The organism is Paracoccus aminophilus JCM 7686 (assembly GCF_000444995.1).
Taxonomy (GTDB): Bacteria; Pseudomonadota; Alphaproteobacteria; order Rhodobacterales; family Rhodobacteraceae; genus Paracoccus; species Paracoccus aminophilus.
Genome location: NC_022041.1, coordinates 453,437 through 475,864 on the forward strand (window position 1 = coordinate 453,437; position 22,428 = coordinate 475,864).

Genomic DNA, 22,428 nt, shown 5'->3' on the forward strand with positions numbered 1-22,428 from the left:
TTTTTATGTGGGGCGTGCAGAAGCGCGAGGCCCCTGCAGGCTTAGTTTTCGCGGAAGGCCCGGCGGAAGTAATCCGAGAGCGGCTTCATCAGATAGGCTATCGGCGTGCGATCCCCGGTCTTGATATAGACCTCGACCGGCATCCCCGGCACCAGCGTCTTGTCGCCAAGCTTGGCGATTTGCTCCGAGGGGATCGTCACTTCGGCGCGGTAATAGGGCGCGCGCGTCATCTCATCGATCAGCGAATCCGGTGAGATGCGGCTGAGGACGCCGTCGATTTCCGGCGTCGTGCGCGAGGAAAACGCCGAGAAGCGCAGCACCACCGGCTGGCCGGCATGAACCTCATCGATATTGATCGTCGCGAGTTTGGCGCTGATCACCAGCGGACGGTCCTGCGGGATAATATAGAGGATCGGCTCGGCGGCGCGGATGACCGAACGCGGCGTCGTGACCTGCAGCTCTTGGACGATGCCGGAGACCGGGGCGCGGATTTCCAGCCGGGCGATCTGCTCCTGTAGGCCGCGGCGGCGCTCGGCCAGTTCAAGCTCGCGGTAGCCGAGGTCGCGCAATTCAGTTTCGGCTTGTTCGCGATGCTCGGCGGTCTTTTCGAGCTTGCTCAGGTCGATCTCGGTCAGCCGGGTCACCGCCTGCGCCCGGTTCGAGACCAGCTCGCCGCTTTGACCGGACAGCCGCGCGGTCTCACGCTCCAAGGCCAGAACGCGCGCCGACTGGGCCAAGCCTTTGTCGAGAAGCGATTTTTGCCCCTTCAGCTCTTCCTGAATAAGCTTGTATTGTTCATTTTGGGCCTGCGTTTGGGCATCGATCCCGGAAATCTGCGATTTCACTTGCTCGGCCTGTGTCGAGAGCTGGCCAAGCGCTTGCTGCAAGGTGTCGAGCCGGGCGTGAAAGAGGCTTTGCTGACCCGCCATCACCGCCGCAAGCGCGGGATTGGCCGTGGCGGCTTCGGTCAGTTCGGGCGGGAAGGTGATATCGCTCGCGCCAGCGCGCTCGGCTTCAAGCCGGCCGCGTCGGGCAAGGATCTCGAAATACTGGCCCTCAACGATCGCGAGCTCGGTTTGCAGCATGGTGCCATCAAGCAGGATCAGCGGATCGCCGGCTTTGACGCTTTGCCCTTCCTTGACCAGAATCGCCGAAACCACACCACCATCGGGATGCTGGACGACCTGACGGCGCTGGTCGACCTCGACCTGACCCGAGGCAACGACCGCGCCCGAAATCTCTGACATGCTGGCCCAGAGCACGAAACCTCCGAACAGCAGAAAAATCGTGAGAAAGCCGGTGATCAAAGATCCGCGCGCCGACCAACGTTGCTCGGGCGCCTGACGGGGCGGTAAGGGTGGCAGGGCGTCGTCGGCAATGCGTTGGGCGCGCAAGCTGCGGTTCTCTTCGCTGCGGGGGCTGGTCAGTGAGGGCAGCTTCTCAACCGGCGCGCGGGCGGTTGCAGGCGAGGCATTGGGGGGCGTGGTCTGGTCGTCGCTCGTCATATCACGCCCCCCTGTTTGCCCTTCGATTGGGCGATCTGTTCGGCGTTCTTGACCATCGAGCGCAGCACCTCATCCCTTGGCCCGAAAGCGCGGCGCGTGCCCTGATCCATGACCAGAAGCAGCTCGCATTCTGCGATGGCGGCGGGGCGGTGGGCCATGATGATGACCGCGCCGCCTCGCGCCTTGATGTTGCGAATGGCGACGTTAAGCGCCTCGGAGCCCTCGTTGTCGAGGTTCGAGTTCGGCTCATCGAGCACGAAAAGCACCGGATCGGCGTAAAGCGCGCGGGCCAGACCAATGCGCTGGATCTGCCCGCCCGAGAGGCGCCCACCCGCCTGCGACAGCGGCGTGTCATAGCCCTGCGGCAGATCGAGGATCATCTGATGCGCGGCCGCAGCCTGAGCGGCGGCGACCACACGGCGCGGGTCCGGCACCGGCGACAGGCGCGCGATGTTTTCGGCAATCGTGCCGTCAAAGAGCGTGACCTGCTGCGGCAGATAGCCGATCAGCGCGCCGAGCACGTCGGGTTCATATTGATCGAGCGTCGCGCCATCGAGCCGGATCGAGCCCCCGGCGAGTGGCCAAGCGGCGATGATCGCGCGGGCGAGGGTCGATTTGCCAGAGCCCGAGGGCCCGATCACGCCAAGTGCTTGGCCGGGGCCCATCGAAAAGCTGACACCCCGCAGGGTCGGCGCGCTTTGGCCGGGCGGGATGACGGTGGCCTGATTGACGTCGAGCCGGGCCTCGGGGCGTGGCAATGGCGTGCGCGCTTGCAAGGCCGGGCGGCGGGTGAGCAGGCCCGCAAGCCGTTTCCAGCCGTCGAGTGCGCGCTGGACCATGGGCCAGCCGCCGACGACCTGCTCGATCGGGGCCAGCGCGCGGCCCATCAGGATCGACGAGGCGATCATCGCGCCCGGCGTCACCTCTTGGCGCAGCACGAGATAGGCGCCCGCCGCCAACAAGGCGCTTTGCAAAAAGAGCCGGAAGGTGCGCGAAAAGACCGCGAAAGCCGAAGAGCGGTCATTGCCCGCCATATTGGCCTCTGTCGCGAGATCGCGCGATTCCTGCCAGCGGTGGAAGGCCGCGCCGCGCATCCCGAGCGCGCCAATGATCTCGCCCTCCTGACGATACAGATCAGACATCCGCTCGGAGGTATGGGCCGCAATCGCCGCCTCTTGCAGCGGGGTCTTGGTCATCACCTGATTGAGCAGCGTCGAGACGACCAGCACGAACAGCCCAACCGTCGCGACGAGGCCCAGAACCGGGTGGAAGATATAGACCGCCGCCAGAAAAAAGGGCGCCCAAGGCAGATCAAAAAGCGCCATCAGCACGGGCGACGAGATCAGCCGCTGCACTGCCTCAAGATCGCGCATCCCACCGCGTGTGGCGGCCTCGCTGCCAGTCACAGCGCCGTCTTGCAGGGCGGCGGTAAAGACCCGGCCCTCCATCCGTTCCTGAAAGCGGGCGGCGACGCGGTTCATCACGCGGCTGCGGCAAAAATCGAGCACGCCCATCAGCGCGAAGAGAAAGACCACGAGCAGGAAAAGCGCGGTCAGGGTTTCAACCGAGCGGCTGCCGAGGACGCGGTCATAGACCTGCATCATAAAGAGCGGCCCGGTCAGCATCAGCAGGTTGACCACCGCCGAAAACAATCCGACGAACACGAACAAATGCCAGGTGAGGCCGCGCGCGCGACGCAGCTCGTGTAGACCGTCATGTCGCGTTGCTGGCGAAGCCATGCCGATACACCCCCATAACAACAACGGGCAGACTTGCCCTACCAGATGCCTCCGTCTATCCCAAACGGGGAACGGGTGACAGTCTTTCCACCACCGAGTCGCGGTCCACCGCCGCTCGACGGACCAGCACATAGATCGCATCAAAAGGTTAGGATTTCCTTGCGCCTCCTCCTTCTTGCCGCTCTTTGCCTTGCCTCCTGCAGCGCCTCGCGGGCGCCCGAAGGGATCAATGATCCGTTTGAGGGGATGAATCGGCGATTTCATGCCTTCAACGCCGGGCTGGATCAGAAGGTCGTAAAACCCGCGACCAGCGGTATGGGCGGCAGCAAAGCCGCGCCGGGTGAAGGCCGCGGGATTGGCGGCACCATGCTGCAGGGGGTGGGCAATTTCGGCGCGAATATCTCGCTGCCGGGCAAGGTCGTGAACCATCTGCTGCAAGGCAAGCCCGAGCCCGCGATCAAGAACACCTTCCGCTTTCTGGTGAACACGACGCTTGGCTTTGGCGGGGTGCTCGACCCGGCGGGCAAGGATTTCGCTTTGCCCGAGCAAGGCACCGATTTCGGCGAGACGCTTGCGGTCTGGGGCGTGCCCGAGGGGCCCTATCTCGAATTGCCGCTGGTCGGTCCGACCACCACGCGCGACGGGCTGGGCAAGGTTGTCGATATTGCCATCGACCCGATGCGGCAATGGCTCAACCGCGATCAATATCTGATCGGCATGGCGACACGCGTCGCTTCAAAAGTCAGTCAACGGGCGCAATACGGGGATGCGGTCGATTCCGTTCTGCATGACAGTGCCGACAGCTATACCCAGACGCGGCTGATCTATCTGCAGCACCGTCGCCACAAGCTAGGACAGGAGGAAGAGGCAATTGACCCTTATGCCGATTGAGACCCGCCGTGGATTTCTTGGGATGCTTGGCGCGGCGGTTGCCGTCTCGCTGACCCCGCTGCGGCCCGCCTATGCGATGAATGCCGCTCAGGCGCAGGCGATGATCCAGACCGCGGTCGATGCCGTGTTCAAGGTCATCAACTCGGGCCATGCTCCCGCGCAGATGTATCAGGAGTTCGAGCAGGTCTTTGCCCGCTATGCCGATGTCGAGGTGATTGCGCGTTCGGCGCTGGGTCCGGCGGGGCGCGGCGTGACCGGCGCGGCCTTCGCCGACTATAAGCGCGCCTTTCAGGGCTATATCGGGCGCAAATACGGCAAACGCTTCCGCGAATTCGTCGGCTCGAAGATCGAGGTCGGCGCGGCGCGCCCGCTCAAAAGCTTCTATGCCGTCAGCTCGACCGCCTATCTCAACGGGCGCGCGCCGATGGAGGTCGAGTGGCATGTCTCGGATAAATCCGGGCAGGTCCGCTTCTTCAACATGATTATCGAGGGGATCAATATGCTCGCCTCGGAGCGCGCCGAGATCGCGGCGATGCTGGCCAAACGCAAGGGCGATCTCGCCGGTCTGACCGAGGATCTGCGCAAGGCCGGTTGATCCCGGCAAACCAGTTGCGACGCAAGAAAAAAGCCGGGCAGATCTGCCCGGCTTTTTCAGTTCTGCGAGGGGGCAGGGGTCAGAAGACCCCGTCGATGCCCTTGAGCGCGCGCGTGAGCGCGTCGTCATCGCCCGGCGGCGCCTGAAGCGGATCGTCGCCGATATTGCCGCTGTTCGGGAGATTGGGCGAAAGTTCGAGATCGGCGCCATTGCCCGGCTCGCCAAAGCCCGCATTCGGGTCGAAGGTCGAGGTGGTGTTACCCGCGCCACCATCGCCAGACAGGCTGCTGCTCGACACCGAGCTGCTGGGCGTGTGCAGCGCGGTTCCGTCCTGCGGCATGTCTTGCGGCAGCATCCCGACGGTCGCGCCACTGGTGTCGCTCGATTGCGGCACCACGGCGCCCGGCGACGGATTGGGCTGGCCAAGCGCCTCCGAAAGCGCCGCCGCCAGCGGATCCGAGGCCTCGCCGCCACCGGCATTGACGACCTGCGGCACGGCGCGGTCATTGTCCGGCGCCCAACCGCCAAGCGGCTCTGCGGGCAGGCCATCGTGGATCTCGGCCATGACCGCTTGCCAGATCTCGGCGGGCAGACCGCCGCCCGTCACGCCCTTGAGCGGCGTGTTGTCGTCATAGCCCATCCAGACGCCGGTCACATATTGCTCGGTAAAGCCGATGAACCAGGCGTCGCGATAGCTTGAGGTGGTGCCGGTCTTGCCTGCCGCCTCGCGTCCGGGCAGCTTGGCGCGCCCGCCGGTGCCCTTCTGGATGACGCCTTTCATCATATCGATGAGCTCGGCCGCCGAGTTTTGCGAGATCACGCGCTTGCCGATCCCGCCGGCCTGACCGATCAGCGGCTGCTCATCGCCCTTGATGCGCAGCTCGATCAGCCCGTAGGGCTTCACCGCCGAGCCGCCGTTGCGGATGCCCGCATAAGCGCCGGTCATCTCGAGCAGCGTCGATTCCGACACGCCGAGCCCCAGCGCCGGGCCGTTGGCAAGATCGTTGGCAAAGCCGAAATCTTCGGCGACACGGCGCACGGCATCACGCCCGGCGATCTCTTGCAGGCGGATCGTCGCGGTGTTGAGCGATTGCGCCAGAGCGGTCGCGAGCGTGACCTCGCCGTGATATTTTCGCGTGTAGTTCTGCGGCGACCACGGCGCCGAGCCCTTGATCGGGATTGTCAGCGGCCCGTCGAGGACCAGATCATTCGGCGTATAGCCTTGATCGAGTGCTGCGGCATAAACGAAGGGCTTGAAGCTCGACCCGGTCTGACGTTTGGCCTGCGTCGCGCGGTTGAAAACGCCCGCGACCCCGCCTTCGCGACCGCCAATCATGGCGCGCACCGCACCATCGGCCGACATCACCACGACGGCGACCTGAACCTTCGAATTGTCCGAGAGCTTGCCCTTGAAGACCCGGTTGACCGCCCGCTCCGCCGCGCGCTGGACGCGTTGGTCGAAGGTGGTCTGGATGGTGACATCCTCGGTGGTTTCGCTGGTCAGGAAGCCCGGCCCGGCATCCATCACCCAGTCGGCGAAATAGCCGCCCGCGCGCGCCGCCGCCGCCTTCGACAGCACCGCCGGATGCGCTTTGGCATCCTTATAGGCGGCATCGTCGAGATAGCCCTGTTCATGCATCAGATCGAGAATGACGCTGGCGCGATCCTGCGCGCGCTGCAGATCCGAGGTCGGTGCGAAATAGGACGGCGCCTTCAGCAGACCCGCGAGCATCGCCGCTTCCGAGGCCGAAACATCGCTGGCATGTTTGTCGAAATAGCGCTGGCTCGCGGCTTCGAAGCCACGCGCGCCCGCCCCGAGATAGGAGCGGTTCATGTAGATATTGAGGATATCGTCCTTCGAATATTTCGCCTCCATCGCGAAGGAGTAGGGGATCTCCTTCAGCTTGCGCCACAGCGAGGATTTGCGGCACTCGGCCTCATATTCGGATTCGGATTTCCATTTGATCGGATCAAAGCTCTCGCCCAGGCAGAGCAGTTTCGAGACCTGCTGGGTGATGGTCGAGCCGCCGTTGCCCTGCAGCGCGCCGCGCCCTTGCGACAGGTTGATGCGGATCGCGCTGGCGATGCCGCGCGGATCGACGCCGAGATGTTCGTAAAAGCGCTTGTCCTCGGTGGCGACCACGGCCTCTTTCAGGACCGGCGCGATCTTGTCGGCGCCAACCATGCCATAGGTCTCGCCGCGCCAGGCGAAGGGGCGGCCATCGCTGTCGAGCATGGTGACAGAGCCGCGCGCGCGCCCGTCAAAGAGCGCGGTCGCCTCGGGCAGGGTGGTGTAATAATAGGCGCTCGCCGCGAAAAGAATCAGGAAGGCCGTCAGCACCAGCCGCCAGACCGAGCCCCAGATCACGCGCCAGATCAGCGTGATCAGCCCGACAATGCCACCCGTAACCGCGCTTCCGGCGCGACGACGCGAGCGGCGCGGCTGTTTCTTCGGCTTTTGCGGCTTCTTGGGCTGCTTCGGATCAGGGAATTGCCGCTTGTCCGCGACGATGCGGTTGCTGCCGGTCGGTTTCTTCATGCCTGCTTTCCTGCACGGCCGCGTCTCCGGCCCATTTTTCCGGACCATACAGGAAGAGAAACGGGTTGAGAACCTGCCTGACCGAGAGGTGATGAACAGGTGATGAAGGATCGCGGCTCTCGGCGGAGGACCGCCAGCCGGGGCAGGACGCGACGGGACGGGGTGAGACGGGACGGGATGAGACGAGACGGAGCGGGCGCCCGGCCTCGGCCCGGATCAGGCGACGCGCGCCGTGACGAAATCGGCGAGATCGGCCAGCATGTCGCGCAGCTCGCTTGGCGGCAGCGGTGCCAGCGCCGCCCGTGCCTTCGCCGACCAGCTCAGCGCATCAAGCCGCGCCGCTTCCAGCGCGCCATGGGCCTGCATGATCCTGAGCGCCTCCTCGAGATCGCCCTCGCGCTGGTCGCCCTTCTCGATGGTGCGCACCCAGAAGGCGCGCTCCTCGGGGCTGGCCTTGGCGATCGCCTTGATCACCGGCAGCGTCAGCTTGCGCTCGCGGAAATCATCGCCGGTGTTCTTGCCGATGGTCTCGCTGACCCCGCCGTAATCGAGCAGATCGTCAACGATCTGGAAGGCGATCCCCAGCGCGTCGCCATAAGCGAACATGGCGCGGATGTGGTCTTCCGGGGCTCCGGCAATCACCGCGCCGACCTCGGTCGCGGCCGAGAACAGCGCCGCCGTCTTGCCGCGCACGACCTGCAGATAGATCGCCTCGTCGGTTTTCAGATCCTGCGCCGCCGTCAGTTGCAGCACCTCGCCCTCGGCGATGGTGGCGCTGGCATTGGCGAGGATCTCCATCACCCGCATCGAGCCGGTTTCGACCATCAGCTGAAAGCTGCGGCTGAAGAGATAATCGCCGACCAGCACGCTCGACTTGTTGTCCCACAAAAGGTTCGCGGTCGGGCGGTTGCGGCGCTGTTTGCTTTCATCGACGACATCGTCATGCAGCAAGGTCGCGGTATGGATGAATTCGACGGTCGCGGCGAGAAGCTGGTGATGCGTGCCCTCATAACCGAAGAGCCGGGCCGCGGCGACGGTCAGAACCGGGCGCAAACGCTTGCCGCCAGCCCCGATAATATGGGCGGTGACCTCGGGAATGCGCGGCGCATGCGCGCTGACCATGCGGCGGTCGAGCAGCGTCGAGACGGCTGCCATATCGTCGGCCAGCAGGTCCAGAAGCCGGTCCAGCGGCTTGGCGACGTTTTCGTTCATACCCATCTGCCACCCCTTTCGCGGCCAGCACTTGCCACGGCATGGACAGTTTCGCAACCTCCGCATAGAGTTTTCGGGACATGAAAGAAATCCTGCGAACAAATGATGTGGTTCTGATCACACGGGCGGCGGATCTGCTCGCCTCGGAGGGAATCGCCAGTTTCCCACTGGATCAGCATATGAGCGTGCTCGAAGGCTCGCTGGGAATCCTGCCCCGGCGACTGATGGTCGCAGATCGCGATCACTTCATGGCCAGCTCGATCCTGCGCGACAATGACCTCATCTCCTGAGATCCGGCACGACGGTTTTCTGGGCGGCGCGCTGCGGTTTGCGCAACCCGCCGAGGGCTATCGCGCGGGGGCGGATGCGGTGATGCTGGCGGCGGCCTGCCCGGCGCGGCCCGCCGAGCGCGTGCTGGAACTGGGCTGCGGGGCCGGGGTCGCGCTGCTCTGTCTGGGCTGGCGCGTGCGCGGTGCGCGGCTGACCGGGGTCGAGTTGCAGCCGCAATATGCCGAGCTTGCGCGCGAGAATGCCCGCGCCAATGACATCGAGGCGCGGATCGTTACCGCCGATCTTGGCGCGCTGCCCGCCGAGCTACGGGCCGAAAGCTTTGACCATGTCATTGCCAATCCACCCTATTTCCTCGGCGGAACCGCTGCGCCGGATCAGGGCCGGGGGATTGCGCGGCACGAAGGTCTTGCGCTTGAGCACTGGATCGCCGTCGGTCTGCGGCGGCTGCGCCCGAAGGGCTGGCTGACGTTGATCCAAAAAGCCGACCGTCTCGCCGAGATCCTCGCAGCACTTCATCCCGCCGCCGGGACGATCTCGGTTTTGCCGGTCGCGGGGCGTGTGGGGCGCGATGCTGGTCGCGTTATTGTGACGGCGCGCAAAGGCACACGCGGCCCGCTGCGTTTGCTGCCGCCCTTCGTGATGCATGCGAAAAGCGCGCATTTACAGGATGGTGAGGATCTGACCCCCGAAGCGCAGGCGGTTCTGCGCGCGGGAGAGGCGATTAACCGGCGCGACATTTAAACTCATGACAGAATCATGAATGTGTGCTGCAATCCTCTTGTTTGCCGAACCAAACAGGAGGACGACATGTCGGTTACTTCCCATGTGGAGGAACTTCGCCGTAAGCACCAGTCGCTGACCGTTGCCGTGGAAGCCGCGGAGCGCAATCCGGGCCGCGACTCGCTCGATATCACCAAGATGAAACGTGAGAAAATGCGCTTGAAAGAGGAGATTTCCCGGCTGACGCATTAGGGTTCGCATGTCGGTCCAAGCTGCGTGCGACGCGTTTGGACCATCCTGATCCATAGAAAACGGCCCGCATCTGACTGCGGGCCGAATTCATTTTGTCAGTTCTGTTGCTCAGTTTGGCCAATGTTGGCCGAAGATTTGATTAACCGAAGACCCGATTAGCCGAAGAATTGGCCGCCGTTGGCGCTGATGGTCGAGCCGGTGATGAAGCCTGCATCGTCCGAAGCCAGGAAGACCACGGCGCGCGCGATCTCGTCAGGCTCGCCAAGGCGTCCGACCGGGATCTGCGGGATGATACGCTCGGCCAGCACTTTTTCGTCGATGGCGAGCACCATTTCCGTGCCGATATAGCCCGGGGCAATCGCGTTCACGGTGATGCCAGCGCGGGCTCCTTCCTGCGCGAGCGCGCGGGTGAAGCCGATGTCGCCTGCCTTGGCCGCCGAATAGTTGGCCTGACCGGCTTGACCCTTCTGGCCATTGATCGAGCTGATGTTGATGACGCGGCCGAATTTGCGGTCACGCATCCCGCCCCAGATCGGCTGGGTCATGTTGAACAGGCCGTTGAGGTTGGTGTCGATGACCTCTTTCCACTGCTGGACGGTCATTTTGTGGAACATGCCATCGCGGGTGATGCCCGCGTTATTGACCAGAACCGCGATCGGGCCGAGCTCTTCTTCGACCTGTTTGATCCCTGCGGCGCAGGCGTCATAATCGGCGACCGACCATTTATAGGTCTTGATGCCGGTTTCTGCCGTGAAGGCGCGGGCGGCATCGTCATTGCCTGCATAGTTGGCGGCGACGGTATAGCCGGCCTCTTTCAGAGCCTTCGAGATCGCGGCCCCAATTCCCCGCGAGCCCCCCGTGACAAGTGCGACTTTGGCCATGATTCCCCCTCTAGAACAGATAGCTCGGTAATTGAATTACATATGTGACTGTCTGTGCGCAAGATAGTTGCGCACAGACTTTCGTCTCTGTTTACGGACGCTCAAGGCACATGGCGACGCCCATGCCGCCGCCGATGCACAGGGTTGCGAGGCCTTTCTTGGCGTCGCGGCGCTTCATTTCGTACAGCAGGGTGTTGAGAATGCGCGCGCCCGAAGCGCCGATCGGGTGGCCGATGGCAATGGCGCCGCCGTTCACGTTCACGATCGCCGGATCCCAGCCGAGCTCTTTGTTGACGGCGCAGGCCTGTGCGGCAAAAGCCTCGTTGGCTTCGACGAGATCAAGATCCGCGACCTTCCAGCCTGCCTTTTCCAGTGCCTTGCGGCTGGCCGGGATCGGGCCGGTGCCCATGATGGCGGGATCAAGCCCGGCGGTCGCATAAGAGGCGATGCGCGCAAGCGGCGTCAGCCCACGGCGCGCGGCCTCGTCCTCGGTCATCACCAGAACCGCCGCGGCACCGTCATTCAGGCCCGAGGCATTGCCTGCCGTGACCGAGCCCTCTTTGGTGAAGGCCGGGCGCAGCTTTTCCATGGCCTCGAGCGTGGCGCCGTGACGGATATATTCGTCGGCATCGACGCTGATCTCGGATTTCTTGGTCTTCACAATATGGGGCACGATCTCATCGGCGAATTTCCCGGCCTTCTGCGCGGCCTCGGCCTTGTTTTGCGATGCGACCGCGAAATGGTCCTGCTCATCGCGCGAGATCTGCCATTGATTGGCGACGTTTTCGGCGGTCTGGCCCATGTGGTAGTTGTTGAACGCATCCCACAGGCCGTCGCGGATCATCGTGTCGATGAGCTGCATGTCGCCCATCTTCTGGCCCGAGCGCAGATAGGCGGCATGGGTCGAAAGCGACATCGATTCCTGACCGCCCGCGGCGACGATCGTTGCATCGCCCAGAATGACCTGCTGCGCGGCAAGCGCCACGCTGCGCAGGCCCGAGCCGCAGACCTGATTGATCAGCCAGGCGGCCGATTCCTTGGGAAGCCCGGCCTTGATATGCGCCTGCCGGGCCGGGTTCTGGCCTTGTGCGGCCGTCAGGACCTGGCCGAGGATGGTTTCGCTGACTTCGGACGGATCGATGCCGGCGCGCTCGACCACGGCGCGAAGGACGGTCGCACCAAGCTCGTGGGCGGGGATATGCGCGAACGCCCCCATAAAGCTGCCCACAGGGGTGCGCGCAGCAGAGACGATGACGGCCTTAGTCATAGGGGATCTCCTGGTTACTCCGTAGCCGGTTCATTCCGGCTTTCGTACCCATGTGATCCTTGTTGACGCGCCCACGTCAAGCGATCTGGCCGCAGGCGGCGTCGAATAGGACTTAAGCCGCTCCGACCTTGGTGGGTCATTGCCGCCGGGCGGTCGATTGCGGGGAGCGCCACGGGGGGACAATGGTCGGAGCTCCGAAGTAGAAGCCCTGCATGCAGTCGATCCCCATATCGATCAGATAGGCGGCATCCTCGGCGGTTTCGACCGATTCCGCGACGGTGAACATGTCGAAATGATGCGCGATGGTCTGAAGCGCTTGAGTCAGCACCTGATTATCTGCGGTTTCCGAGATTTCGCGGATGAAGCGGCCGTCGATCTTGATCATGTCGAAGCTGAATTCGCGCAAATACCGGAAGGAGGTATAGCCCGCCCCGAAATCGTCCAGCGCGAAGCTGACGCCGTGATCTTGCAATTCCGACATGAAGCGATTGACCATCGAGGGCATGTCCATCGCCGAGCTTTCGGTGATTTCCAGAATGAGCCGCTCGGCAATGCGGGGATCTTGCGAGAGCCCGTCGCGCAGGGTGCGGATCCAGTCGGGATAGCCGATCGAGCGGGCCGACATATTGATCGAAAGCCGCACCCCGGGCTCTTCCGCGAGGGTCTTGAGCCCCATATCCAGCGCGATGCAGTCGATCTGGCGACCAAGCTCGGTCGATTCGACATGCGGCATGAAATCGCGCAGCGGAATGAAGCGTCCGGTCTGATCCATGACGCGAATCAGCCCTTCGTAGAAGGCGACGCGATTGGGGCGGTCGGATTGGACCACGGGCTGATAGGCGAGGACGGCGTTCTTGTTCTCGATCGAGGTCTGAACGGTCTCCAGCGTCAGGCGCGCCTGTTGTTCGATTGCGAAGTCCAGGGGCGAGCTGCGGCCCCCCGGAGGGAAAAGGTTCGTGGCCATGTCGGGACTCCTTGCCAATGTGACGCACACTGGCGGATTTTCCCTTAAATCGGGTAAATATGGCGAAGATTCTGGATTCGAGGTTAACCCACCATGTCCCCAACGACCGCCCCCTCAGAACCGCAGCGTTGCAGCTGGTGCGGCACCGATCCGCTTTATGTGGCCTATCATGACGAGGAATGGGGCGTGCCCGAATATGATTCGCGCGCCCTGTGGGAAAAGCTCGTGCTCGACGGCTTTCAGGCCGGTCTGAGCTGGATCACCATCCTGCGTAAGCGCGACACGTTCCGCGAGGTCTTCGAGGGCTTCGACCCCGAGCGCGTCGCGCGTTGGGGCGAGCCCGAGATCGCGAGCGCCTTGCAAAATCCCGGCATCATCCGTCATCGCGGCAAGATCGAGGCCGCCGTCACCGGCGCGCGGCGCTATCTTGAAATCGAAGCGCGCGAGGGCTTTTCGCCCTTCATCTGGTCCTTCGTCGGCGGCGCCCCGATCCAGAGCAATCTGCGCTCGATGGCCGAGGCTCCGACCAAGAGCGCGGAATCCGAGGCGATGGCCAAGGCGCTGAAGAAAGAGGGCTTCAAATTCTGCGGCCCGGTCATCACCTATGCCTTCATGCAGGCTTGCGGTCTGGTGAACGACCATTTCGCCCATTGCCCGCGGCAGGCGGAGGTCAGGGCGCTTGCAGCTCGCGGATGACCTGTTTCGCGGCCTCGCTCGCCCAGTCGGCGCCGCCGATCAGGCGGGCGCGCTCGCGGCCCTCGCGGTCGATGAGCACGGTGACCGGCATCCCCATGACGCCGGTTGCCCGCGCGAGCTGCTGGCGTTCATCGGTCAGGATCGGCAGGTTCTTGACGCCGATCTCGTCGTAGAATTTCTGGATCGCGGGCAGGGGGTTGCGGCCCGTGGCCACCGTCACGACCTGAAAATCATCGCCGCCGAGCTCGTTTTGCAAGGCCTCGAGTGAGGGCATTTCCTCGCGGCAGGGCGCGCACCAGGTCGCCCAGAAGTTCAGCATCACGACCTTGCCCTTATAGTCCTGAAGGCGGTGCTCGTTGCCCTCGGGGTCGAGGAAGGCGATGTCGGAAACCTCGGTGCCCTCGACGGCGGTCAGCTTGGCCAGACCATTGGCATGGGCGGCCTCGAAGTCGATCGCTCCGGCGGACGCGGCATTTGCACCGAAAACCAGCGCCGTATAAAGCAGAAGCGAACGAAGCATGTGACCTCCGAAGGGCAAGATATGACCGACACGTCCGACAACACCGCCAACACCATGTGGGGCGGCCGTTTTGCCGCAGGACCGGACGCGATCATGACGGCGATCAACGCCTCGATCGAGTTCGACCAGCGGCTCTACCCGCAGGACATCCGCGGCAGCCGGGCCCATGCCGCCATGTTGGCCGCGCAGGGCATCATCAGCCCTAGCGATGAGAAGGCGATTGGGGAAGGGCTGCTCACGGTCTTGTCAGAGATCGAATCGGGGGAGTTCACCTTCTCGGTCGCGCTGGAAGACATTCACATGAACGTCGAATCGCGCCTGAAAGAGATCATCGGCGAGCCTGCCGGGCGTCTGCATACGGCGCGTTCGCGCAATGATCAGGTGGCCACGGATTTCCGCCTCTGGGTGCGCGACCGCTGCGACATCGTCATCGAGTGCCTCGAGGCCGTGATCCGCGCTGCTTTGTCGCAGGCTGAACAGGGCGCGGATTGGGTCATGCCGGGCTTCACCCATCTGCAAACCGCGCAGCCGGTGACCTGGGGCCATCACATGATGGCCTATGTCGAGATGTTCGGCCGCGACAAATCCCGGTTCGAGGATGCGCGCAAGCGCATGAACGAATCGCCGCTTGGCGCGGCGGCTCTGGCCGGGACGAGCTTCCCGATTGACCGCCACGCGACGGCGGCAGCCCTGGGCTTTGACCGCCCGATGGCCAACAGCCTCGATGCCGTCTCGGATCGCGACTTCGCGCTGGAGTTCCTGTCTTCGGCGGCGATCTGCGCGGTCCATCTGTCGCGTCTGGCCGAAGAGCTGGTGATCTGGTCCTCGGCCCAGTTCCGCTTTGTCACTTTGTCGGACCGCTTCTCGACCGGCTCGTCGATCATGCCGCAGAAGAAGAACCCCGATGCGGCCGAGCTGATCCGCGCCAAGATCGGGCGGATCCTTGGGGCGACCGTGGCGCTCTTCGTCGTGATGAAGGGCCTGCCGCTCGCCTATTCCAAGGATATGCAGGAAGACAAGGAACAGGTCTTTGATGCCGCCGACAATCTGGTGCTGGCCTTGGCCGCGATGTCGGGGATGCTGACCGATCTGACCGCGAACCGCGACAAGCTGGAAGCGGCGGCGGGCTCGGGCTTTTCCACCGCGACCGATCTGGCCGATTGGCTGGTGCGCGCGGCGGGCCTGCCCTTCCGCGACGCCCACCACGTCACCGGCACGCTGGTTGCGATGGCCGAGAAGAAGGGCATCGACCTGCCCGAACTGACCTTGGCCGAGATGCAATCGGTTAACCCGACGATCACACAAGAGATCTATTCTGTGCTGGGCGTTCACAACTCGGTCGCCTCGCGTCAAAGCTATGGCGGGACCGCGCCCGATCAGGTGCGCGCCCAGATCGCGCGCTGGAAGGAGAAACTGGCATGAAGCTTTGGCCCCTGATCGCGCTTCTGGCGCTGGCGGCTTGCGGCGTGGATGGGCCTCCGGTCCGTCCGGGGCCGCAAAGCGACACGCCGCCGCCGGGTCTTTCGGTCTCTGGCGAGGGTCGGATCGGCGTTGTTTCGACGCTTTGACCTGACCCCCTTGCGGCTGTTGTGGCTGGGGCTCGCCCTTTTGGGGGGCGGGCTTGGCCTGTGGCGGGGCGTCAGCCTTGATGCCTCGCAAGGGGTCGCGCTGGTGGTTCTGGCCTTGTGGTGCCTGATCGAAACCACGATACGGCGCAACTGGACCGCTTTGCTCACCTTTCCGGCGATGGCGTTGGGCATTGGCTGCGCGCTTCCGCTTTATCTTTTCCTCCGCTCTCGCAGGATCGTCTGATGGATCACTTCAACTACAAGGATGGCGTGCTCTGCGCCGAGGACGTGCCGCTGGCCCAGATCGCCGAAGCGGTCGGCACGCCGGTCTATGTCTATTCGACGGCGACGCTGACGCGCCATTTCCAGCAGTTCCAGAAGGCGCTGGACTGGACCGACCATCTGGTCTGCTTTGCGGTCAAATCGAATTCGAATATCGCGGTCCTGAAGGTGCTGGGCGATCTCGGCGCGGGGATGGATGTGGTCTCGGGCGGCGAGTATGCGCGCGCCAAGGCAGCAGGCGTCCCGGGCGAGCGCATCGTCTTTTCCGGCGTCGGCAAGACCGAGGACGAGATGCGTCTGGCGCTGGAAGGCGGCATCCGTCAATTCAACGTCGAATCCGAGCCGGAGCTGCTGCTGCTCTCGGAGGTCGCGACCTCTTTGGGCGTCACCGCGCCGATTGCTTTGCGCGTGAACCCCGATGTCGATGCCCATACCCATGAAAAGATCGCGACCGGCAAATCCGACAACAAATTCGGCATTCCGATCGCCAAATCCCGTGCGGTCTATGCGCTTGCGGCCAGCCTGCCCGGGATCGAGGTCGTCGGCGTCGATATGCATATCGGCAGTCAACTGACCGAGCTCGAGCCCTTCCGCCAAGCCTATGCCAAAATGGCCGAGCTGGTCACGGCTCTGCGTGAAGACGGCCACGACATCCGCCGTCTGGATATGGGCGGCGGGCTTGGCATTCCCTACCGCCGCGACAACAACGCCCCGCCACTTCCGGTCGAATATGGCAAGGTCGTGCGCGAGGCGGTTGGCCATCTTGGCTGCGAGATCGAGATCGAGCCGGGCCGCAATATCTCGGGCAATGCCGGGATTTTGCTCTCGTCGGTGATCTATCTCAAGGAAGGCGAGGGCCGCGATTTCCTGATCCTCGACGCCGCCATGAACGATCTGATGCGCCCGGCCATGTATGGCGCGCATCATGACATCGTCCCGGTGATCGAGCCCGAACTCGCCGCCGAAGTCGCCCCCTTCGACGTGGTGGGTCCGGTCTGCGAATCCGGCGACACCTTCGAAAAAGGGATGCAGCTCAACCGCTTTGCGGCGGGCGATCTGGTGGCCTTCCGCTCGGCGGGCGCTTATGGCGCGGTGATGGCCTCGGAATATAACACCCGTCCGCTGGTGCCCGAGGTTCTGGTCTCGGGCGATCAATTCGCCGTCATCCGCGCGCGCCCCTCGATCGAAGAGATCATTGCGCGCGACGCGATCCCCGGCTGGATGACCGCGAAAAGCTGAGCTTTCGCGGCTTTTCGCAAAAGCCTGCCTGCGCGGCGCGGCGGTGTCGCCGCGCTTGTTCCCCGCCGGAGGGCGTGAAATAGTCGCGGCAGACGATTAAGGGAAAAGCGCCGGGCATGACCACTCCCGACAAGCAGACGGACCGGAGATCTGTCTCCACCGCCGACAGCCCCCGCGTGGCCTATGCGGTGGGGCTGACGCGGGCTGGCATGGTCTGGGAGCAGGCGGCGCGCGGCTTCTGGCCCCTGCTGGTGGTTCTGGCGCTGGTTCTCGCCGCGCTGGCCTTTGGGCTTTTGCCACTTCTGTCGCGCAGCTGGCTGATCGCCGCGCTTGTTGTCGCGGGACTGGCGCTTGTGGGCGCGGGGCTCTGGGGGCTTTGGCGCTTTCGCAGGCCCAGCCGGATGGCGGCGCGCGCCCGCGTCGATGCCGCTCTCGACGGCCGCCCGCTGTCGGCCCTGTCCGATGAGATGGCGCTTGGCGGCGAGGATGCCGGTGCGACGAGCCTCTGGCAGGCCCATCTGGCGCGGATGCGCGCCGAGGCTGACCGCGCCCGTCCGATTGCCCCCGATGCGGGACTTGCCCGCCGTGATCCTTTCGCGCTGCGTCTGGCCGGGCTGACCGCGCTGGCGATGGTGCTGGTCTTTGCCCCGCCCGGGGAAATCGGGCAGGGGCTCGCCGCGCTTGGCTCGACCTTCCGCCCGGTGCCGCCCGAGACGCCCACGGTCGAGACCGGTCCGGGCTGGGAAGGCTGGGCTCAGCCGCCCGCCTATACCCGCCGCCCGACGATCTATCTGAACGCGCTGCCGGTGGACGAGGCGCTGGTTCTGCCCAAGGGCAGCCGCGTCAGCTTCCGCCTTTACGGCAAGGATGCCGAGGTCTCGCAAGACATTGGTCAAGCCGTCGCGGGCGAGCGCCCCGATCCGCTGGCCCCGGAATTCACCGCCGAGAAAGACGGCAGCATCCGCGTCGCGGGCCGCCGTTTCGCGGTCACGGTCCAGCCCGATGCGGCGCCGACGGTCAGCCCCGGCGCCGCACCCAGCCGCCGCGCCGATGGCAAGCTGGTGCAGCAATTCACCGCCAAGGACGACAATGGCGTCGTGTCCGGCAGGGCCACGATCTCGCTCGATCTCGCGGCCGTGGACCGCCGCTTTGGCCTGAGCATCGCGCCCGAAAAGCGCGAGGATATCTCGATTGATCTGCCGCTGCCCGCGACTGGGCCGCGCAAGGAGATCAAGGGCCAGCTTGTCGCCGATCTCGCGCGCCATCCTTGGGCGAACCTGCCGGTGACGGTGCGGCTTGAGGTCACTGACGGGATCGACCAGACCGGCCAATCGGCGCCGATGAAGATGATCCTGCCGGGGCGGCGCTTCTTCGACCCGCTGGCCGCCAGCCTGATCGAGATGCGGCGCGATCTGCTGTGGTCGCGCGAAAATCGCACCACCGCCGCCGAGATCCTGCGCGCGGTGACCTGGCAATCCGATGGTTTCATGGACGACAAGCTCGCCGTCGGGCTTGAGGCCACGATTGCCAAGCTTGAAAGCGGGCCGCTGTCTGACAAGGACCGCGACGCCATGGCCCAGATGCTCTGGGAGGCGGCGATTGCGCTGGAGGATGGCGGGCTCTCGGATGCTTTGGCGCGGATGCGACAGGCGCAAGAGCGGCTCTCCGAGGCGATCCGCAATGGCGCCAGCCCCGACGAGGTCCAGCGCCTGATGGACGAGCTGCGCAAGGCGACCGATGCCTATACCGACATGCTGGCCGAGCGCGGCACCGACCCTTCCGCGAAATTCGACCGCTCGCCCAAGCAGCAGCGCCAGCAGATCACCGGCGATCAGATCCAGAAGATGATGGATGAGATCCAGCGCCTGATGAACGAGGGCCGCATGGCCGAGGCGCAAGAGCTGCTCGATCAGTTCAACCGCATGATGGAAAACCTGCAGGTCAATGACAGCCCGGACGGCAATGGCGCGCGCCAGCGCCCGATGAACCGGCTGGCCGAGACTCTGCGCGATCAGCAAAAGCTTTCGGATGAGATCATGCGCGATTTGCAGGATCAGTTCATGCAGCCCTTGGACCAGCAGGGCCAATCCGGCCAGCAGGACGGTCAGCAGGGGCAACAGGGTGAACAAGGCCAGCCCGGCCAACCGCAGCAAGGCCAGTCTCAGCAGGGCCAGTCGCAGGGGCAGGGCCAGCCCGGCCAACCGGGCGCGCAGCAAGGCGAACCGCAAGGCGGCGGCAGCTTCGCCGATCGCCAGCGTCAGCTGCGCGAAGAGCTGGGCCGTCAGCGCGGGCTGATGCCGGGGCAGGGCACCGCCGAGGGCGATCAGGCACGGCAGCGGCTCGACGATGCGGGCCGGGCGATGGAAGAGGCCGAGCAGGCTCTGCGCGACGGCGATGCGCCGGGCGCGATGGAGCGGCAGGCCGAGGCGATCCAGAACATGCGCGAGGGGATGCGCGCGCTTGGCGATCTCGCGAACCGCAATCAGCAGGACCAGCGCGCCGAGGGCCAGAACGGCCAGCAGGGCCAAGAGGGCGACAATCCGCAGGGCCAAAGCGGCGATGAGCGCGGCCAACGCGGACTTGGCCTGCCCTATTCGCGTCAGGCGGGCACCGATCCCTTGGGGCGGCAGCTCTCGGGGCAGGGCAATACGATGACGAATGGCGATCCTCTGGCCGAGGGCGTCGATCCGTCGCGGCAGGCGCGCAATCTGCTCGACGAGATCCGCCGCCGTATGGGCGAGCGCGAGCGTCCCGAGGATGAGAGGGATTATCTGGGCCGCCTGCTCAATCGGTTCTGATCGGGCGGAGCGCGGGCCGGGATAGTGTCGGGCCTATAGCGGGCCGGGCTTTTGTCGTGTCAGGTGGGGTTTGGATTGGCGCTTATCGGGCGCGTAAACAGCCTGCGAAGTTCAGGCGCTCGATTAGGCCCTAGATCAAGCCCTCGGTCGAGCCAATCCGGCGCGCAAGGGATCGCGCGCCGGATTTTGGCTTAGCTTCGGCCCTGTGTCTTGCCCGGGCGTTTCATCTCGTCGGGGCGCATGACGGGCTTGGCATTGCCCATCTTCGACTTCTCGGCCTTGCCCGCGACCGCAGCCTTGTCGTTGGCGGCTTTGGGATCGAGTTTCTTGCTCATGCTGGCGACCTCCGATTGCCGACAGGACCTGTCCTGCCGCGCAAAAAGCCAACGAGGAAAGCCTCGCCGCGTTTCGTCAAGCCTTCGTGAAGGGCCCGGAAAAAGCCGCGCCAGTCGGAGGCGTTACTCGGCGTCGGGTGTCCGGCCCAGCAGCTCGCCGGTGGTGGTGTAAAGCCAGATCCGGCCGCGGTCGATGTCCTCGCGCCATTCCATCAGCTTGGCGCCGACCGCGCCTTGCCCGGCGATGCGGGGGGCGAGGAAATAGCCGCCGATGACGATCAGCGCGACCATCGCGGCGATGCCGAAGCCGGTGCGGTAGCTCTCGGCCTCGGTTCGCTGGCTGAGAACGATGGTCGAGGGCAATTGCTCACGCCGCCGGGTCGGAGGCGTCGGGGCGTCATCGGGCGGGTTCACGGCGGTGGCCGCTTCTGCGGGTGCAGAGCTTGGCGCCTCGGATACGGGCGCCTCGGAGACGGGCGCTGCGGAAGCAGGGGCTTCTGGCGCGGGCGAGAGCGGCGTCGCTGCCTCAGCCGGGGTTGCCGTTGTCGATGTCGATGTCGATGCCGGGGCACGGATGCCGGGGTCGGCCAGATCACCCGGCGATGCGGGCTCTGAGTTCTGTGTGTCGGTGTTGAATAGCTCGGTGCTCAGCGTCTCTGCGCCCGGCCGTTCGGTTTCCAGCTCCGGTGCGGGATCGGCGGGCAAGGTATCGCCGGGCAAGGACAGGGCGTCGGTGTCACCCTCGGTCCCATCATCGGGCGTTGCCATCTCGGGCGTCTCGGGCGCGGCGGCAGGCGTCACCGGCGCGAAGGTCAGCGGCCCGAGCGTGGCCGCCAGCTTCTCGGCATCGGGCAGGGTCAGCGGCGGCAATTCGATGCGCCCGGCGCGCGTGCCCATGCGGTGGCGCTCGTCGAATTCCGAAACCGTGGTCGCGGGCCAGTCGATCAGCGGCGGATCCGCCGGGCGCTCCTTCGCCGGAGGCTCGGGCAGATGCAGCGCGGTTTGCGAGAGCGGCTTGGGTGATTCGCTCGGCGCAAAGCCAGCGGCATCCGTCGTTTCCTCTGTGCCCGGCACACTGCGGTCGCTTTGGCGCGCGCCCAATTCACGCGCGGCCTCTTCACGCAGGATCGAGAGCACGGAATCCGACAGAGGGCGGCTCAGAACCGGCGCCACAGCCGCGGGAGCACTGCGTTCGCCGGGTTGAAACCAGACCTGACCACAAGAGGAGCATTCGACATCACGGCCCTTGGGCGGCACCAGAGTGCTGTCGATTTCATACTGGGCGTCGCAATTCGGGCAGATCAGCCGCATTCGTCACTTTCCGTTTTCATCAATTCGCACAGGAATCCGCATCGGGATTTTCACTGGCGTCTCGCATTCGCCGCTGACCTGTTCTATCAAGCCCCGACCCCCGCGCCAAGAAGCTCGGGGAAAGGAGGTTCTCGTGATCGAAATGCAGGGTGTGTCCTTCGGCTACCACGGCAGCGGAGAACTCTTGTCCGATATGACGATCAGCCTGCAACCGGGCTCGTTTCACTTCCTGACGGGGCCGTCGGGGTCGGGCAAGACGACGTTTCTGCGCCTCTGTTATGCCGAGCTTTTGCCGTCCGGCGGTCGGCTGAATGCCTTCGATCAGGATGTGACGACACTTGGGCGCGACGGCATTGCCGCGCTGCGCCGCCGCGTCGGCGTGGTCCATCAGGATCCGCAGTTTCTCGATCATCTGCCCGTCGCCGAAAACGTCGCCTTGCCGCTGACGGTCGCGGGCCAGCCGATTGATATGGAAGAGCTCAAGGCGCTGCTTTCCTGGGTGCAGATGACCGGGCACGCCCGCGCCATGCCGCCCGAGATTTCCGGCGGCGAGCGTCAGCGCGCGGCTTTGGCGCGTGCGGTGATCCTCTCGCCCGATCTGATCCTTGCCGATGAGCCGACCGGCAACCTCGATTGGGAGATGTCGATGCGCATTCTCCAGCTGCTGGTCGAGCTGAACCGTTCAGGCAAATCGGTCCTGATCGCGACCCATGATCTCAACCTGATCCGCGCGGCCAAGGCGATGGTCTCGGCGCGTGTCCTGCGGATCGCGGGCAAATCGCTGCAACTGGCAGGAGCGGATCTGTGAAAAAGCCCGAGCTCA

Annotated in this window: 22 protein-coding genes; 12 read left to right on the forward strand and 10 right to left on the reverse strand. The window is 64.7% G+C overall.

Going from position 1 to position 22,428, the window contains the following annotated elements; all coding sequences use genetic code 11:
- Positions 1-41: 41 nt before the first annotated feature.
- Complete coding sequence (locus JCM7686_RS02300) at positions 42-1,505, reverse strand: HlyD family type I secretion periplasmic adaptor subunit (protein ID WP_020949253.1); 1,464 nt, start codon at positions 1,503-1,505, stop codon at positions 42-44.
- Complete coding sequence (locus tag JCM7686_RS02305) at positions 1,502-3,244, reverse strand: type I secretion system permease/ATPase (protein WP_020949254.1); 1,743 nt, start codon at positions 3,242-3,244, stop codon at positions 1,502-1,504. The genes JCM7686_RS02300 and JCM7686_RS02305 overlap by 4 nt, the downstream gene beginning before the upstream one ends.
- Positions 3,245-3,403: 159 nt before the next feature.
- Between JCM7686_RS02305 and JCM7686_RS02310 the strand changes: the two genes are divergently transcribed.
- On the forward strand, positions 3,404-4,135 hold the full coding sequence (locus JCM7686_RS02310) for an MlaA family lipoprotein (RefSeq protein WP_268935164.1): 732 nt from the start codon (positions 3,404-3,406) through the stop codon (positions 4,133-4,135).
- Positions 4,125-4,730 carry an MlaC/ttg2D family ABC transporter substrate-binding protein gene (locus JCM7686_RS02315; RefSeq protein WP_020949256.1) on the forward strand — a complete coding sequence of 202 codons (606 nt, stop codon included), beginning with the start codon at positions 4,125-4,127 and terminating at the stop codon, positions 4,728-4,730. Before JCM7686_RS02310 ends, JCM7686_RS02315 begins: the two co-directional genes overlap by 11 nt.
- 79 nt (positions 4,731-4,809) lie before the next feature.
- Here the strand turns inward: JCM7686_RS02315 and JCM7686_RS02320 are convergent, their stop codons facing one another.
- A complete protein-coding gene (locus JCM7686_RS02320) occupies positions 4,810-7,269 on the reverse strand; it encodes a transglycosylase domain-containing protein (RefSeq protein ID WP_020949257.1) in 2,460 nt (819 codons plus the stop codon).
- Positions 7,270-7,485: 216 nt separating this feature from the next.
- Complete coding sequence (locus JCM7686_RS02325) at positions 7,486-8,487, reverse strand: polyprenyl synthetase family protein (protein ID WP_020949258.1); 1,002 nt, start codon at positions 8,485-8,487, stop codon at positions 7,486-7,488.
- A 74-nt stretch (positions 8,488-8,561) separates the two neighbouring features.
- Between JCM7686_RS02325 and JCM7686_RS02330 the strand changes: the two genes are divergently transcribed.
- The 3 genes from JCM7686_RS02330 to JCM7686_RS23805 all read left to right on the forward strand — a co-directional run bounded on the left by JCM7686_RS02330 (position 8,562) and on the right by JCM7686_RS23805 (position 9,744).
- Entirely contained in the window at positions 8,562-8,771 is a 210-nt protein-coding gene (locus JCM7686_RS02330; RefSeq protein ID WP_020949259.1) for a putative signal transducing protein, read from the forward strand.
- Entirely contained in the window at positions 8,755-9,513 is a 759-nt protein-coding gene (locus JCM7686_RS02335; RefSeq protein ID WP_020949260.1) for a tRNA1(Val) (adenine(37)-N6)-methyltransferase, read from the forward strand. Before JCM7686_RS02330 ends, JCM7686_RS02335 begins: the two co-directional genes overlap by 17 nt.
- 66 nt (positions 9,514-9,579) lie before the next feature.
- The gene (locus JCM7686_RS23805) at positions 9,580-9,744 is read left to right on the forward strand and encodes a YdcH family protein (protein ID WP_020949261.1); all 165 of its coding nucleotides are present in this window, start codon (positions 9,580-9,582) and stop codon (positions 9,742-9,744) included.
- Between the two features lie 155 nt (positions 9,745-9,899).
- On the opposite strand, the gene phbB is transcribed toward JCM7686_RS23805, so the two are convergent.
- The 3 genes from phbB to JCM7686_RS02350 form a co-directional block, all read right to left on the reverse strand.
- A complete protein-coding gene (phbB, locus tag JCM7686_RS02340; protein WP_020949262.1) occupies positions 9,900-10,625 on the reverse strand; it encodes an acetoacetyl-CoA reductase in 726 nt (241 codons plus the stop codon).
- 91 nt (positions 10,626-10,716) lie between these two features.
- Positions 10,717-11,892: an acetyl-CoA C-acetyltransferase gene (locus tag JCM7686_RS02345; protein ID WP_020949263.1), complete on the reverse strand. Its 1,176-nt coding sequence runs from the start codon at positions 11,890-11,892 to the stop codon at positions 10,717-10,719.
- A gap of 136 nt (positions 11,893-12,028) precedes the next feature.
- Positions 12,029-12,856 carry an EAL domain-containing protein gene (locus tag JCM7686_RS02350; RefSeq protein WP_020949264.1) on the reverse strand — a complete coding sequence of 276 codons (828 nt, stop codon included), beginning with the start codon at positions 12,854-12,856 and terminating at the stop codon, positions 12,029-12,031.
- Between the two features lie 93 nt (positions 12,857-12,949).
- On the opposite strand from JCM7686_RS02350, the gene JCM7686_RS02355 reads away from it, so the two are divergent.
- The gene (locus JCM7686_RS02355) at positions 12,950-13,552 is read left to right on the forward strand and encodes a DNA-3-methyladenine glycosylase I (RefSeq protein ID WP_020949265.1); all 603 of its coding nucleotides are present in this window, start codon (positions 12,950-12,952) and stop codon (positions 13,550-13,552) included.
- On the opposite strand, the gene JCM7686_RS02360 is transcribed toward JCM7686_RS02355, so the two are convergent.
- Positions 13,527-14,072, reverse strand: coding sequence for a TlpA disulfide reductase family protein (locus JCM7686_RS02360; protein ID WP_020949266.1), 546 nt, complete (start codon positions 14,070-14,072; stop codon positions 13,527-13,529). The two genes, JCM7686_RS02355 and JCM7686_RS02360, sit on opposite strands and share 26 nt — an antisense overlap.
- Before the next feature lie 21 nt (positions 14,073-14,093).
- On the opposite strand from JCM7686_RS02360, the gene argH reads away from it, so the two are divergent.
- From argH to JCM7686_RS02380, 5 genes are all read left to right on the forward strand, one after another.
- Positions 14,094-15,494 (forward strand): argininosuccinate lyase, encoded by a 1,401-nt coding sequence (gene argH, locus JCM7686_RS02365; RefSeq protein ID WP_020949267.1) that lies wholly within the window; start codon positions 14,094-14,096, stop codon positions 15,492-15,494.
- Positions 15,491-15,640, forward strand: coding sequence for a hypothetical protein (locus JCM7686_RS24805; protein ID WP_169449574.1), 150 nt, complete (start codon positions 15,491-15,493; stop codon positions 15,638-15,640). Before argH ends, JCM7686_RS24805 begins: the two co-directional genes overlap by 4 nt.
- A complete protein-coding gene (locus JCM7686_RS02370; RefSeq protein ID WP_041527077.1) occupies positions 15,624-15,884 on the forward strand; it encodes a DUF2834 domain-containing protein in 261 nt (86 codons plus the stop codon). Before JCM7686_RS24805 ends, JCM7686_RS02370 begins: the two co-directional genes overlap by 17 nt.
- Positions 15,884-17,161 carry a diaminopimelate decarboxylase gene (lysA, locus tag JCM7686_RS02375; protein WP_041527078.1) on the forward strand — a complete coding sequence of 426 codons (1,278 nt, stop codon included), beginning with the start codon at positions 15,884-15,886 and terminating at the stop codon, positions 17,159-17,161. The genes JCM7686_RS02370 and lysA overlap by 1 nt, the downstream gene beginning before the upstream one ends.
- 116 nt (positions 17,162-17,277) lie before the next feature.
- Positions 17,278-19,959 (forward strand): DUF4175 domain-containing protein, encoded by a 2,682-nt coding sequence (locus JCM7686_RS02380; protein ID WP_020949269.1) that lies wholly within the window; start codon positions 17,278-17,280, stop codon positions 19,957-19,959.
- A gap of 191 nt (positions 19,960-20,150) precedes the next feature.
- Here JCM7686_RS02380 and JCM7686_RS24620 read toward each other — a convergent pair whose 3' ends face one another.
- Together JCM7686_RS24620 and JCM7686_RS02385 are read right to left on the reverse strand one after the other, a co-directional pair.
- Positions 20,151-20,294, reverse strand: a complete 144-nt coding sequence (locus JCM7686_RS24620; RefSeq protein WP_158442333.1) for a hypothetical protein — start codon at positions 20,292-20,294, stop codon at positions 20,151-20,153.
- A gap of 123 nt (positions 20,295-20,417) precedes the next feature.
- Positions 20,418-21,605, reverse strand: a complete 1,188-nt coding sequence (locus tag JCM7686_RS02385) for a zinc-ribbon domain-containing protein (protein WP_020949270.1) — start codon at positions 21,603-21,605, stop codon at positions 20,418-20,420.
- Between the two features lie 133 nt (positions 21,606-21,738).
- Here JCM7686_RS02385 and JCM7686_RS02390 point away from each other — a divergent pair, with 133 nt between their 5' ends.
- Positions 21,739-22,413, forward strand: a complete 675-nt coding sequence (locus JCM7686_RS02390) for a cell division ATP-binding protein FtsE (RefSeq protein ID WP_020949271.1) — start codon at positions 21,739-21,741, stop codon at positions 22,411-22,413.
- Positions 22,414-22,428 lie beyond the last annotated feature (15 nt).

Coding starts and splice junctions, on each gene's coding strand:
- JCM7686_RS02300 (WP_020949253.1), bottom strand. CDS start 1,505: ATGACGAGCGACGACCAGACCACGCCCCCCAATGCCTCGCCTGCAACC.
- JCM7686_RS02305 (WP_020949254.1), bottom strand. CDS start 3,244: ATGGCTTCGCCAGCAACGCGACATGACGGTCTACACGAGCTGCGTCGC.
- JCM7686_RS02315 (WP_020949256.1), top strand. CDS start 4,125: ATGCCGATTGAGACCCGCCGTGGATTTCTTGGGATGCTTGGCGCGGCG.
- JCM7686_RS02320 (WP_020949257.1), bottom strand. CDS start 7,269: ATGAAGAAACCGACCGGCAGCAACCGCATCGTCGCGGACAAGCGGCAA.
- JCM7686_RS02325 (WP_020949258.1), bottom strand. CDS start 8,487: ATGGGTATGAACGAAAACGTCGCCAAGCCGCTGGACCGGCTTCTGGAC.
- JCM7686_RS02330 (WP_020949259.1), top strand. CDS start 8,562: ATGAAAGAAATCCTGCGAACAAATGATGTGGTTCTGATCACACGGGCG.
- JCM7686_RS02335 (WP_020949260.1), top strand. CDS start 8,755: ATGACCTCATCTCCTGAGATCCGGCACGACGGTTTTCTGGGCGGCGCG.
- JCM7686_RS23805 (WP_020949261.1), top strand. CDS start 9,580: ATGTCGGTTACTTCCCATGTGGAGGAACTTCGCCGTAAGCACCAGTCG.
- phbB (WP_020949262.1), bottom strand. CDS start 10,625: ATGGCCAAAGTCGCACTTGTCACGGGGGGCTCGCGGGGAATTGGGGCC.
- JCM7686_RS02345 (WP_020949263.1), bottom strand. CDS start 11,892: ATGACTAAGGCCGTCATCGTCTCTGCTGCGCGCACCCCTGTGGGCAGC.
- JCM7686_RS02350 (WP_020949264.1), bottom strand. CDS start 12,856: ATGGCCACGAACCTTTTCCCTCCGGGGGGCCGCAGCTCGCCCCTGGAC.
- JCM7686_RS02355 (WP_020949265.1), top strand. CDS start 12,950: ATGTCCCCAACGACCGCCCCCTCAGAACCGCAGCGTTGCAGCTGGTGC.
- JCM7686_RS02360 (WP_020949266.1), bottom strand. CDS start 14,072: ATGCTTCGTTCGCTTCTGCTTTATACGGCGCTGGTTTTCGGTGCAAAT.
- argH (WP_020949267.1), top strand. CDS start 14,094: ATGACCGACACGTCCGACAACACCGCCAACACCATGTGGGGCGGCCGT.
- JCM7686_RS24805 (WP_169449574.1), top strand. CDS start 15,491: ATGAAGCTTTGGCCCCTGATCGCGCTTCTGGCGCTGGCGGCTTGCGGC.
- lysA (WP_041527078.1), top strand. CDS start 15,884: ATGGATCACTTCAACTACAAGGATGGCGTGCTCTGCGCCGAGGACGTG.
- JCM7686_RS02380 (WP_020949269.1), top strand. CDS start 17,278: ATGACCACTCCCGACAAGCAGACGGACCGGAGATCTGTCTCCACCGCC.
- JCM7686_RS24620 (WP_158442333.1), bottom strand. CDS start 20,294: ATGAGCAAGAAACTCGATCCCAAAGCCGCCAACGACAAGGCTGCGGTC.
- JCM7686_RS02385 (WP_020949270.1), bottom strand. CDS start 21,605: ATGCGGCTGATCTGCCCGAATTGCGACGCCCAGTATGAAATCGACAGC.